The organism is Arenimonas sp., assembly GCF_019459675.1.
GTDB lineage: Bacteria > Pseudomonadota > Gammaproteobacteria > Xanthomonadales > Xanthomonadaceae > Arenimonas.
In genome coordinates, this window is sequence record NZ_JAIBFH010000465.1 from 1 (window position 1) to 12232 (window position 12232).

Annotated in this window: 10 protein-coding genes; 6 read left to right on the forward strand and 4 right to left on the reverse strand. The window is 70.7% G+C overall.

The window, feature by feature from the left end; all coding sequences use genetic code 11:
• The first annotated feature begins 87 nt into the window (after positions 1-87).
• The 6 genes from rlmD (at position 88) to K0M70_RS15275 (ending at position 7263) form a co-directional block, all read left to right on the forward strand.
• Entirely contained in the window at positions 88-1407 is a 1320-nt protein-coding gene (gene rlmD / locus K0M70_RS15250; protein WP_290783394.1) for a 23S rRNA (uracil(1939)-C(5))-methyltransferase RlmD, read from the forward strand.
• Positions 1408-1468: 61 nt separating this feature from the next.
• Positions 1469-1972, forward strand: a complete 504-nt coding sequence (locus K0M70_RS15255) for a CYTH domain-containing protein (RefSeq protein ID WP_290783408.1) — start codon at positions 1469-1471, stop codon at positions 1970-1972.
• Complete coding sequence (nagZ, locus tag K0M70_RS15260; RefSeq protein WP_290783396.1) at positions 1972-2982, forward strand: beta-N-acetylhexosaminidase; 1011 nt, start codon at positions 1972-1974, stop codon at positions 2980-2982. Before K0M70_RS15255 ends, nagZ begins: the two co-directional genes overlap by 1 nt.
• A gap of 1 nt (position 2983) precedes the next feature.
• Entirely contained in the window at positions 2984-3529 is a 546-nt protein-coding gene (locus K0M70_RS15265; RefSeq protein WP_290783398.1) for a hypoxanthine-guanine phosphoribosyltransferase, read from the forward strand.
• A gap of 1 nt (position 3530) precedes the next feature.
• Positions 3531-4274, forward strand: coding sequence for an S-methyl-5'-thioinosine phosphorylase (locus tag K0M70_RS15270; RefSeq protein WP_290783400.1), 744 nt, complete (start codon positions 3531-3533; stop codon positions 4272-4274).
• A 112-nt stretch (positions 4275-4386) separates the two neighbouring features.
• Complete coding sequence (locus tag K0M70_RS15275; RefSeq protein WP_290783402.1) at positions 4387-7263, forward strand: pitrilysin family protein; 2877 nt, start codon at positions 4387-4389, stop codon at positions 7261-7263.
• A gap of 7 nt (positions 7264-7270) precedes the next feature.
• On the opposite strand, the gene K0M70_RS15280 is transcribed toward K0M70_RS15275, so the two are convergent.
• From K0M70_RS15280 to K0M70_RS15295, 4 genes are all read right to left on the reverse strand, one after another.
• Complete coding sequence (locus K0M70_RS15280) at positions 7271-9028, reverse strand: ABC transporter transmembrane domain-containing protein (RefSeq protein WP_290783404.1); 1758 nt, start codon at positions 9026-9028, stop codon at positions 7271-7273.
• Positions 9025-9627: a YigZ family protein gene (locus tag K0M70_RS15285; protein WP_290783405.1), complete on the reverse strand. Its 603-nt coding sequence runs from the start codon at positions 9625-9627 to the stop codon at positions 9025-9027. The genes K0M70_RS15280 and K0M70_RS15285 overlap by 4 nt, the downstream gene beginning before the upstream one ends.
• Complete coding sequence (locus K0M70_RS15290; protein ID WP_290783407.1) at positions 9627-10571, reverse strand: hypothetical protein; 945 nt, start codon at positions 10569-10571, stop codon at positions 9627-9629. Before K0M70_RS15290 ends, K0M70_RS15285 begins: the two co-directional genes overlap by 1 nt.
• A 10-nt stretch (positions 10572-10581) precedes the next feature.
• A partial coding sequence (locus K0M70_RS15295; protein ID WP_343211226.1) for a VWA domain-containing protein occupies positions 10582-12232 on the reverse strand: 1651 nt, incomplete at its 5' end.

The window sequence follows — 12232 nt, forward strand, 5'->3', positions numbered from 1 at the left end:
GTCGGCCGGCCGGTGGCGGGAAAGAAATTGCCGGGCGGGGGGGGTTTTTGCGAGAATCCCCGCCCGGTTTTGCTGCCGGCTTCCGACGTGGCCCGATCCCGATCCAAGATCCACCAGGTGTTCGAAATCGCGATTGACGACCTGGGCCCCGACGGCCGCGGTGTCGGCCTTCGCGAAGGCAAGACCGTGCTGGTCGCTGGCGCACTGCCGGGCGAAGCCGTGCGGGTGCAGCAGACCGGCCGCAATCGCCACTACGACGAGGCGCGCACCGTCGAGGTGATCCAGCCGTCGCCCGACCGGGTGGCGCCTCGCTGCCCGCATTTCGGCACCTGCGCCGGCTGCGTGCTGCAGCACCTGGAGCCGGCGCGGCAGATCGAGGCCAAGCAGCGCGTGCTGTTCGACCACCTCCGGCGCGACGGCCAGGTGTCGGCCGAGCGCACGCTGGCGCCGCTGGTGGACGCGGCCTGGGGCTACCGCCGCAAGGGCCGGTTCTCGGTGCGCTGGGTCGAGAAAAAGGGCCGGGTGCTGGTGGGCTTCCGCGAAACGGACCCGCGCTACGTCGCCGACCTGTCGGTCTGCCACACGGTGGTGCCCCTGGTGGGCCAGCGCATCGAAGAGATCGCGGCGCTGGTGGGCAGCCTCGACGGCAAGCGCACGCTGCCGCAGATCGAATTCATCGCCGGCGACGAGGCGGTGGCGCTGGTGTTCCGCCACCTGGAGCCGCTGTCGGCCGACGACCTGGCCCGGCTCACCGATTTTGCGAAGTCCACGGGGCTGGCGGTGTTCCTGCAGCCCGGCGGCCTGGACACCGTGCACGCGCTGTGGCCGGCGCAGGTGGACCTGTCCTTCGCGATCCCCGGGCACGACCTGTCGCTGGCGTTCCGGCCGCTGGACTTCATCCAGGTGAACGCCGCGCTCAACGGCCGCATGATCGACTCGGCGCTGAAGCTGCTCGACGCAGGCCCGGAAGACCGGGTGCTGGACCTGTTCTGCGGGCTGGGCAACTTCACCCTGCCGCTGGCCCGGCGCGCCGGCCAGGTGGTGGGCGTGGAGGGCGACGCCGGACTGGTGGCCCGTGCCCGCGAGAATGCGGCGCGCAACGGCCTGGCCAACGTGCAGTTCCACGCCGCCGACCTGGCCAAGGACCTGTCGCAGGAGCCGTGGATGGCGGCGGGGTTCGACAAGCTGCTGCTGGACCCGCCGCGCGCCGGTGCCGCGCAAGTGCTGGCCCAGCTGCCGCTGGACGGCATCCGCCGCATTGTCTACGTGTCCTGCCATCCCGGCTCGCTGGCCCGCGACGCCGGCTTCCTGGTCCGTGAGCGCGGCTACACGCTCAAGGCCGCGGGGGCCATGGACATGTTCCCGCAGACCGCGCACGTGGAATCGATCGCACTGTTCGAGAAGTAGGCCCGCGCCGGCGGCGCCGGGGCTTACAATCGCAGGCCTTGGATGCAGCGGGATGAAGGCAGTGGCCATCGAAATCGAGCGCAAGTTCCGGCTGCTGGACGAGAGCTGGCGGGGCGGGGTGGTGAAGTCGGTGCGCATGGCGCAGGGCTACATCAACGACATGGACGCCCTGCGCGCCGGGCGCCAGAACGCCTCGGTGCGCGTGCGCATCGCCGGCGACCAGGCCTACCTCAACCTCAAGTCGCGCGAGCTGGGCCGCAGCCGCCAGGAGTTCGACTACGCCATTCCCGTGGCCGACGCGCAGGCGCTGCTGGCGCTGTGCGTGGGCGGGCTGATCGACAAGGTGCGGCACTACATCCCGCAGGACGACCTGACCTGGGAAGTGGACGAATTCGCCGGTGAAAACGCCGGACTGCTGGTGGCCGAACTCGAGCTGCCGACCGTGGACACGGTGTTCGCGCGGCCGGCCTGGCTGGGCCGTGAAGTCACCGAGGAACAGCGGTTCTACAATCTTGCGCTCGCCGAGCGCCCGTACTCGCGCTGGAGCGCGCTGGAGCAAGCCTGATGTTGGTGATCGGAATCAGTGGCCACGAGCTGGCCGCGGGTGAACGCGAATGGCTGCAGCACTCTTCGGTGGCGGGCGTGATCCTGTTCAGCCGCAACTTCGCCTCCAAGGCCCAGGTGGCCGACCTGTCGGCCGCGATCCGTGAAGCCGCGCCGCGCCCGCAGCTGCTGTGCGTGGACCAGGAAGGCGGGCGGGTGCAGCGCTTCCGCGACGGCTACCATGCGCTGCCGTCGCTGGACGGCTTCGGCCGGCTGTACGAAAGCGACCCCGAGGCCGCGCTGCAGCTGGCGCGCGAACACGCCTGGCTGATGGCCAGCGAAATCCGCGCCACCGGCGTGGACCTGAGCTTCGCGCCCGTGGTGGACCTGGGTCGCGGCAACCTGGCCATCGGCAACCGCGCCTTCCACGCCGACCCGGCCATCGTGGCGCAGTTCACCCGCGCCTACGTTGCCGGCATGCATGAAGCAGGCATGGCCGCCACGCTCAAGCACTTCCCGGGGCACGGTTCGGTGCTGGAAGACACCCACTTCGATGATGCCGTCGACCCGCGTTCGCTCGAAGAAATGCGCGCGACCGACCTGGTGCCGTTCGTGGCGGGCATCGCCGCCGGCGCCGACGCGGTGATGATGGGCCATGTGAAGTACCCGGCGGTGTGTCCGGAGAAAGCGGGCTATTCGTCGCTGTGGATCAAGGACATCCTGCGCGCTGAAATGGGTTTCCGCGGCGTGGTGTTCTCCGACGACATCGGCATGGCGGCGGCCGAGTCGGCCGGCGGCGTGAAGTCGCGCATCGACGCGCACCTGGACGCCGGCTGCGACGTGGTGCTGGTGTGTGCGCCGGCGCTGGTGGAGGATTCGCTGGTGGCGATGGACGCGCGCCCGGTGTCGGACACCGCGACGATTTCCGCGCTGCTGGGCCGCGGCCCGGCCGGCTGGGACGGCCTGCTGGCCGATTCGCGCCATGATGGCGCCATTGCCCGTTTGTCCGGGCTCGACAAGGGAGTCGCCTGACATGCCCCACGACCTGGCTTCGGCGCTTGCCGTTTCCGATCTGCTGTTCGACAGCGAGACCATCGACGACCAGGTGGCGCGCATCGCCGCCGAAATAGACGCCGACTACGCCGGCGGCCCGCGCCCGGTCTACCTGACGATCATGCACGGCGGCATGCTGTTCGCGTCGACCCTGGCGCTGGAGCTCGAGACCGACCTGGAATTCGACTACCTGCACGCCACGCGCTACCGCGGCGCCACGGTGGGCTCGGGCCTGGCCTGGCTGCATCGGCCGGCCACCCCGCTGCGCGGCCGGCGCGTGCTGCTGGCCGACGACATCCTGGACGAAGGCCACACCCTGAAGGCGGTGAAGCGCTGGTGCGAAGACGAAGGCGCCGCCGACGTCCGCATCGCGGTGCTGACGGTGAAGCAGCACGACCGCCGCGTGGACGACATCCACGCCGACTACGTCGCACTGGAAGTGCCCGACCGCTACGTCTACGGCTACGGCATGGATTATCACGAGCAGGGCCGCAACCTGCCCGGCATCTACGCGCTGGGCACCTGAGATGGCCGGCATCGACCTGGCGATCATTGGCGGCACCGGCGTCTACCGGTTGGCGTCGCTGGAGGGGTCCGAAGCGGTGCAGGGCGACACGCCCTATGGCGCGCCTTCGGGCCCGGTGCGCGTGGGGCAGTTGGCCGGTCGCCGCGTGGCGTTCCTGGCCCGCCACGGCGAAGGCCACTCGCTGCCGCCGCACCGGGTGAACTATCGCGCCAACCTCTGGCAGCTCAAGTCGCTGGGGGCCCAGCGCGTGCTGGCCATCAACACCGTGGGCGGCATCACCGAACGCTTCGGCCCGCGCGTGCTGGCCTTGCCCGACCAGGTCATCGACTACACCTGGGGCCGCACGTCGAGCTTCTGGGACGGCGAGGGCGGCGAAGTGCTGCACGTGGACTTCGGCGACCCGTACACGCCGTCGCTTCGCCAGGCGGTGCGTGACGCCGCGTCGCGCTCGGGCGCGGCCCTGGTGGACGGCGGCTGTTACGGCGCCACGCAGGGGCCCCGGCTGGAAACCCGCGCCGAAATAGCGCGGATGCGTCGCGACGGCTGCGACCTGGTCGGCATGACCGGCATGCCCGAAGCGGGCCTGGCGCGCGAACTCGGCCTGGACTACGCCTGCCTGGCCGTGGTTGCCAACTGGGCCGCCGGCTGCGGCGACGACGCCGAGATCACCCTGGCTGAAGTGCTGGCCAACGTGGATGCGGCCAGCGCCGCCCTGCCGGGCCTGCTTGAGGCCCTGCTGGCCTGACCCAACATCGCGCCGGAACGCTTCCCGGCGCCGGCGCCACCCTCGCGCTTTTCCCCGATGGCGCCCGCGGCTCCAGCTGCTAGCATTCGTGCTTGATCAGCGGAGACGAATCATGACGATCGGGAAAGGCTTGCTGGCCAGCGTTGCTGGCGTTGTCCTGGCGCTTGGCGCCGTTGGCGCGCCGGCGGCATCGGCCGGGGAAACCACGCCTGCGCAGGTCGTCCCGCCGGCCCAGGCACAGCCCCTGATCCCCGCGCAGACCTTCGAACTGGACAACGGCCTGCGCGTCGTCTTCCACATCGACCGCTCCGACCCCGTGGTTGCGGTCGTGCTGGCCGCCCGCGTCGGGTCGGCGCGCGAGCAGCCGGGCCGCACGGGTTTCGCCCATCTTTTCGAACACCTGTTCTTCCTGGATTCCGAGAACCTCGGGCCCGGCGGCCTGGACCGGATGAGCGCCCGCATCGGCGGCTCGGGTGCCAACGGCTCAACCAGCTTCGACATCACCGACTACCTGCAGACCGTGCCCAATGACGCCCTGGAGAAGATGATCTGGGCCGAGGCCGACAAGCTGGGCTATTTCATCAACACCGTTACCGATACCGTGCTGGCCAAGGAAAAGCAGGTCGTCAAGAACGAGAAGCGCCAGTCGGTGGACAATGTTCCCTACGGCCACGTTTACGGCGTGATCCTCGAGAACCTGTACCCGAAGGGCCACCCCTACAGTTGGCCGGTGATCGGGTCACTGGCCGACCTGGATGCGGCCACGCTCGAGGATGTGCGCGGTTTCTACCGCCGCTGGTACACGCCGAACAATTCGACGCTGGTGATCGCAGGGGACTTCGACCCGGTCCAGACGCGCGCCTGGGTGCAGCGGTATTTCGGCGAGATCGCGCGTGGCCCCGAGGCCCCGGTCGCGCAGGCCAGGCCGGCGGACCTGGCCGAAACCCGGCGGCTGATGCACGAGGACGGTTTCGCCAAGCTGCCGCAGCTGACCCTGGCCTTCCCCGGCGTGCCGCGTGGCCACGCCGACGAGGCCGCGCTGGATGTGCTGGTCGAACTGCTGACGGCGGGAAAACAAGCGCCGCTGACGGCGGTGCTGGTGGATGAAAAGAAGCTGACCAACCAGGTGGGGGGCTTCAACCGCGCCGACCAGATCGCCGGCATGGTGATGCTGCAGGTCACGGCCTTCGACGGCGTGGATCTGGACTCGGCGCGTGCGGCGCTGGATGAAGGTTTCGCGCGGTTCGAAAGCCAGGGCGTCGACCTTGCCGCACTGGAGCGCGTCAAGACCCTGGCCGAGGCGGGTTTGTATGGCCAGCTGGGCAGCGTGCTGGGCAAGGGCGCGGCCCTGGCCCGCCATGACCTGTACTCGACCAGCGCCGACACCGACCTGGCGGCGCTCAGGGCGGTGACGGCCCAGGACGTGATGCGTGTTTACCGGACCTACCTCAAGGACCGCCCGCACGTCGCCACCAGCTTCACGCCCAAGGGCCAGGCTGGCCTGGCGCTGGAAAATTCCACCCTTGCCGCCGTGGTTGAAGAACCCATCGTGCAGGGCGCTGAAGCCGCCATTGATGCGAGCGCGCAGGGCGCAGCCTACGAGCGCACGCCGTCAAGCTTCGACCGCAGCGTCGAGCCGGCCTTCGGCAGTGCCCCGGTGATCGCGTCGCCCACGATATGGAACCTGGCCTTGCCCAACGGGCTGCAGGCTTCGGGCATCGAAAGCAGGGAGACCCCGCTGGCTTATTTCGAGATTTCGATCGACGGCGGCCGGCTTTTCGACGACCCGGCAAAGCCGGGCGCCGCCAGCCTGCTGGCGCGGATGATGACCCGCGGCACGCGCGACCGCACCCCGGCCGAGCTCGAGAACGCATTCAAGTCGCTGGGCGCGGAGGTCAACGTGGTCGCCTTCGACGAGCGGTTCGGCATAGCGGGGCGGACGCTGTCGCGCAACCTCGCCGCCACGCTGGACCTGGTCGAGGAGATGCTGCTCGAGCCACGCTGGGACCCGGCCGAACTGGAGCTGGCCAAGGCCGCTGCGCTCGCGCAGATCCAGGCTTCCCGCGCCCAGCCCAATGCCATCGCCGGTCGCGTCTACAGTCTCATCGCCTACGGGCCCGACCATATTCTGTCGCGCGCCGCCCTGGGCACGGAAAGCTCGGTCGCGGCCTTGACCATGGACGACCTGAAGGCCTGGCAGGCGAACCATCTGGCGCCGGGCAACGCCCGCTTCCGGGTGGTCGGCGCCGTGGATCGGGCAGCGGCGACGGCGGCGCTTACCGGCCTGGGCGAACGCTGGGTCCAGCGCGGCGCGAAGGTGCCGGCCTACGCCCGGCCCGCCACCCCGGCCAAATCCCAGGTCTATTTCTATGACATGCCCGGCGCTTCGCAGTCGGTGCTGATGTTCGGCTACCCGGCCTTGACCCGCGCCGATCCGGACTTCTATCCGGCAACCGTAGCCAACTACATCCTGGGCGGCGGCGGCTTCGCCTCGCGCCTGACCCAGCAGATGCGCGAGGGCGCCGGCTATACCTATGGCGTAGGCAGCGGCTTCAACGGCGGACACGCCGTGGGCAATTTCCAACTGTCCAGCGGCGTGCGCGCCAACGTCACCCTGGAGGCCGCCACCCTGGCCCGCGACATCGTCCGGGACTATGGCGCCACCTTCACGCCGGCCGACCTGGCCGTGACCCGCAGCGCCCTGAGCAAGAGCCGCGCCCGGGCCTTCGAGACCGCTGGCGCCAAGCTGGACGTGCTCGAGGCCATCGGCGACTACGGCCTGCCCGCCGACTACCTGGATCGTGAGGCCGCCGTTATCGAAGGCCTGACGGTGGAGCAGGTCCAGGCCTTGGCCGCCAAGCATCTGCGGACGGACGGCATGATCTTCGTCGTCGTAGGCGACGCCGCCACGCAGGCAGCGCGACTGGAGGGGCTGGGCTACGGGCCCGTGGTGATGGTGAACGACCGGCTTTCGGCTTCGGAGAAATAACGGCCGGTCAGGGGTTGAACTGCAGCCGCGCCAGCTCGGCGTAAAGCCCGCCCTGCGCCAGCAGCTGCGCGTGCGTGCCCTGGGCGACGATGCGGCCCTTGTCCATCACCACGATGCGGTCGGCCTGCAGCACGGTGGCCAGGCGGTGCGCGATCACCAGCGTGGTGCGGCCCTGCATCAACCGCTCCAGCGCCTGCTGCACGGCGCGTTCGCTCTGTGCGTCCAGCGCGCTGGTGGCTTCGTCCAGCAGCAGCACCGGCGCGTCCTTGAGCAGCGCGCGGGCGATGGCCAGGCGCTGCTGCTGGCCGCCGGAAAGCCGGGCGCCGCGTTCACCCAGTTCGCTTTCGTAGCCCTGCGGCAGCTCGCTGAGGAACTCGTGCGCCTCGGCGCTGCGGGCGGCGGCCTCGATTTGCGCCGCATCGGCTTCAAGCCGGCCGTAGCGGATGTTCTCGCGCGCCGTGGCGCCGAAGATCACCGGGTCCTGCGGCACCAGCGCCACCTGGCGGCGCAGGTCCTCGGGATCGAGCTGGCGCAGGTCCACGCCGTCCAGCGTGACGCGGCCGGCCTCGGGGTCGTGGAAGCGCAGCAGCAGCTGGAACACGGTGCTTTTGCCGGCGCCGGACGGCCCGACCAGGGCCACCGTTTCACCCGGCTCCACCGTCAGGTTGAAGTCGTCCAGCGCCGCGCTGTCGGGCCGGGTGGGGTAGTGGAAGCGCACGCCCTGCATGGCGATGCGGCCCTGCAGCGGCACCGGCAGCGCCGCCGGCTGCGCGGGCATGGCCAGCACCGAACGCTCCTGCAGCAGTTCGTTGATGCGCGACATGCCGCCGGCCGCGCGCTGCACTTCCGACCAGACTTCGCTCAGCGCGCCCACCGAGCCCGCGCCCAGCATCGCGTACAGCAGGAACTGTCCCAGCGTACCGGGCGTCAGTTCGCCCGACACCACGTTTTTGGCGCCGATCCACAGCACCGCCGTGATCGAACCAAACACCAGCACCACCACGATCGCGGTCAGCATCGCCTGCAGGCGTATGCGCTTGCGGGCCATGCCCAGGGCGACGTTCACCGCGGCGCCGAAGCGGCTGCGCTCGTAGTCCTCGCGCGCGTAGCTCTGCACGGTGTGCATGGCGCCCAGCGTCTCGCCGGCCCGCGCGTTGGCGTCGGCCACGCGGTCCTGGCTGTCCTTGGCCACGCCGCGCACGCGGCGGCCCGAAAGCACCATCGGCAGGACCACCAGCGGGATGCCCAGCAGGGCGTACAGCGCCAGCCGCGGGCTGGTGACCGCCAGCATCACGGCGCTGCCGGTGACGGTGATGCCGCTGCGCAGCGCCACCGACATGCTTGATCCCACCACGCTGCGCAGCAGCTCGGTGTCGGCCGAAAGCCGCGACAGCAGTTCGCCGGTGCGCGTGCGCTCGAAGAAGGACTGGTCGAGCGACAGTAGGTGCCCGTACAGCGTGCGCCGCAGGTCGGCGATCACCCGTTCGCCCAGCAGCGACACGAAGTAGAAGCGCGCCGCAGTGGCCAGCGCCAGCACCACGGCCACCACGAACAGCAGCGCGAACCACTTGTCCACCGAGTTTCCGGCCGCGAAGCCCTGGTCGATCATGTATTTCACCGCCACCGGCAGCGTCAGCGTGGCGCCCGAAGACAGCGCCAGCGCCCCCAGCCAGCTGGCCAGCAGCGGCCGGTGCGGGCGCAGGAAAGGCAGCAGCCCGCGCAGCGAATTGACCGGCGGTTTGCTTGCGGCGGTGGCGTCGCTCATGGGGGCTGATTCTCGAGGGGTCGCAGGCTGGCGGCGCCGCGGCTTACATCACGCAGCCGGTCCGCCAGTGCAGCATAGCTGGAGGCGGGAAGGCGCAAACGCAAGTGCAGACCGTGCTCGTCGAAGTGTTCGTGGAGCTTTTGCGCGCCGCTGGCGTCAAGCAGTGCGTGCACCGCGCCCGCCAGCGCGAACGCGCAGTCCAGGCAGGCGTGCTGCCAGTCCACCTGTTCCCGGCGCGGCGCGGTGCGCAGGCATTCGGCCGCGGCACCCCCATAGGCACGCACCAGGCCGCCGACGCCCAGGTTGGTGCCGCCGTACCAGCGGGTCACCACCACCGCGACATGGTCGAGCTGCTGGCCATCGATCGCGGCCAGGATGGGGCGGCCGGCGCTGCCGCCGGGTTCGCCGTCGTCGCTGGAGCGGTAGTTCGCGCCGATGCGGTAGGCCCAGCAGTTGTGGGTGGCGGCGGGATCGGACGCCTGCTGCAGCCAGGCGATCGCGGCTTCGGGGCTGTCCACCGGGCAGGCGCGGGCCAGGAATCGGCTTTTCCTGGCTTCAAGCGCGAACTGCGCCGGGGCCGCCAGCGTCGCCAGCGCCATCAGCGCAGGCGGTCGAGGTCGCTGGGAACCGACGCCTCGGGGTGTGCCTGCATGAACAGGCCCAGGCTGGCGCGCGCGCCGGCGCGATCGCCCTGGCGCAGGCGTTCGCGGATGCGTTCGATCCAGGCGTCGACGCCGAGCCCGGTGTCGTCGGCCGCTGGCGGCAGGATCGCCGCCTGCGGGGCAGCGGCATCGGCGGCCTGCATCGCATCCTGGGCGGCGGCGGGAGCGGCGACGCCTGCCTCCGCCCGCGCGTCGACTTCGCCTTCGGCCGACGCTTTGGCCTGCGCGCGGCGCGCGTAGGCCTCCTGGTGCACCCGACGCGCCTGGTCGGTGGCCTCGCTGCGCAGGCGGTCCTCGCGCTGCGGCGCCAGCTCCGCCACGGGGGCCGCTTCATTGGCGGCACCCAGCGATGGCGCGCTGGCGGCCGGCGCGATGGACGCGGTGTTGGGGAAGGCCTGGGGCTCGGCGGCCGGCGCGGGCGGCGCCGGGGGCGGAGCCGGTTGCACGTGACGCGGGGGCGGCGGTGGCGCGCTGCGCGTGGATTGGCGCGGTGCCGGTGGCGCCGAGGCGGGCGGTGGTGCCCGCGACGGGTCGGGTTCGATCAGGTCCACGCTCAGGCGCTCACGTGCCTGCGGCATTGGTTTGACGGCCTCCGACATTGAAGCGGGCGACGTCTCCGGCGCCAGCGGCGGCCGGAGCTGGGTGCCGATGCCCACCGCCAGGACGGCAGCGGCGGCGGTGCCGATGGCCCAGGTGGGTAGCCACGGAAGCCGCCGGGCCGGCTTGCGCCGCCCGGGGGACGCCGCGTCGGTGGCCGCGCGGAGGATCGCATCGTCCACGCGCGCCGACGGCTCCCCCGACGGCAGGGCCCGCAGCACCCTGGCCAGGGCGATCTCGTCGTCCTGGAGGGGCTGCTTGCGCGGGTCCTGCGGCTGGGTCACGGCGATGGTTTCACTCTTGGCTGATCACGACCGCGGGGTCGCGTGTGGGGTTGAGGCTTCGGGCCTGCGCCACCAGCTGCACGAACTCGCCGCGGTAGCCCCAAGTGTCCTCGCCGCGGGCACCGCGCGCCAGCGCTTCCACCTGGTCCCAGGTGAAACCGTTGCTGTGGGTGCCGCCGCGCAGCAGGTCCGCATACGCCGCCACGGCTGCCGCGAAGCGCAGGCTTTCGCTGGCCTGTGCGCGGATGTCGCGGCGGGTGACCGGGCGCTCCATCAGCACGCTGCGGTCGTTGCCCGGCAGCTTGTAGCGCAGCTTGAGATGGGCCAGCTCGGCGCCTGCGCCGGGCATGGGCTGCGTACGCGAGTAGCGCAGCGCATCGGACGCTTCGCCGCCCGAGCCCACCAGGCTGATCTCGTAAATCGCGGTTACGTCATGGCCCGCGCCAATCTCGCCGGCGTCCACCTGGTCGTTGTTGAAATCCTCGCGGTTGAGGCGGCGGTTTTCATAGCCGATGAGTCGATATTCGGCCACGGTGGCGGGGTTGAACTCGACCTGGATCTTCACGTCGCTGGCGATGGTGAGCAGGGTCGAGGTCATTTCCTCCACCAGCACCTTGCGGCCTTCCATCAGGTTGTCGATGTAGGCGTGGTTGCCGTCGCCGATGTCGGCGAGTTTCTCGGCCATGGCTTCGTTGTAGTTGCCCTGGCCGAAGCCCAGCGTGGTCAGCGCGATGCCCGCTTCGCGGCCACGCTCCACCTTGGTTTCCAGCGCCCGCTGGTCGTATACGCCCACGTTGAAATCGCCGTCGGTGGCCATCACCACGCGGTTCACTCCGCCCTTGATGAAGGCCTGGGTGGCCATGGCGTAGGCGAGGTCCAGGCCTTCGCCGCCGTTGGTCGAGCCGCCGGCTTCCAGGCGGCCCAGCGCCGCCAGGATTTCATCGTGGCGGTCACCCGGGGTGGGCGCCAGCACCAGGCCGGCGCTGCCGGCGTACACCACGATGCTCACCCGGTCCTGCGCGCGCAGGCGCGGCACCAGCTGGCGGAAGCTTTCCTTGAGCAGGGGCAGCTTGTCGGCGTCCGACATCGAGCCGGAGGTGTCGATCAGGAACACCAGGTTGGACGCCGGGATTTCGCTGTGGTCCACGTCGTAGCCCTGGATGCCGACCTGCAGCAGCAGGCGCTTGTCGTTCCACGGGGCCGGTGCGATGGCCGTGGTGACCTGGAAGGGCTGGCTGCGGTTGGCGGGACCGGCGTAGCCGTAGTCGAAGTAGTTGACCATCTCCTCCACCCGCACCGCGTCCTTGGGCGGCAGCTGGCCCTGGGCCAGCATGCGGCGCACGTTGCTGTAGCTGCCGGTGTCAACGTCGATGGAGAACGTGGAGACGGGCTGGTCGGCCGTGCGCAGGATGCCGTTGCTGTCGAGCCTGGCGTAGTTCTCGGTGTTGGCTTCGGGCATGGCCTGGGCGAACGCGGCGGGCGCGATGGCGCGGTCCGCCACCGAGGCCGGCGCGGGGGGCGAGGGCGGCGGCGCCATTTCGTGCGGAGGGCTGACGGCCGCAAGCTCCGCGCGCTGGCGCTCGCCGCCGCCGCCCCCGCCGCCGGGGGGGCGGGGGGCGCCCGCGGCGGGGGGGTTTGCCGCGGCCACGGCGGGGGGAGGT

Bases quoted from the DNA above. Each gene is read 5' to 3' on its own strand.
- nagZ (WP_290783396.1), top strand. From the start codon at position 1,972: ATGTTGGTGATCGGAATCAGTGGCCACGAGCTGGCCGCGGGTGAACGC.
- K0M70_RS15265 (WP_290783398.1), top strand. From the start codon at position 2,984: ATGCCCCACGACCTGGCTTCGGCGCTTGCCGTTTCCGATCTGCTGTTC.
- K0M70_RS15270 (WP_290783400.1), top strand. From the start codon at position 3,531: ATGGCCGGCATCGACCTGGCGATCATTGGCGGCACCGGCGTCTACCGG.
- K0M70_RS15275 (WP_290783402.1), top strand. From the start codon at position 4,387: ATGACGATCGGGAAAGGCTTGCTGGCCAGCGTTGCTGGCGTTGTCCTG.
- K0M70_RS15280 (WP_290783404.1), bottom strand. From the start codon at position 9,028: ATGAGCGACGCCACCGCCGCAAGCAAACCGCCGGTCAATTCGCTGCGC.
- K0M70_RS15285 (WP_290783405.1), bottom strand. From the start codon at position 9,627: ATGGCGCTGGCGACGCTGGCGGCCCCGGCGCAGTTCGCGCTTGAAGCC.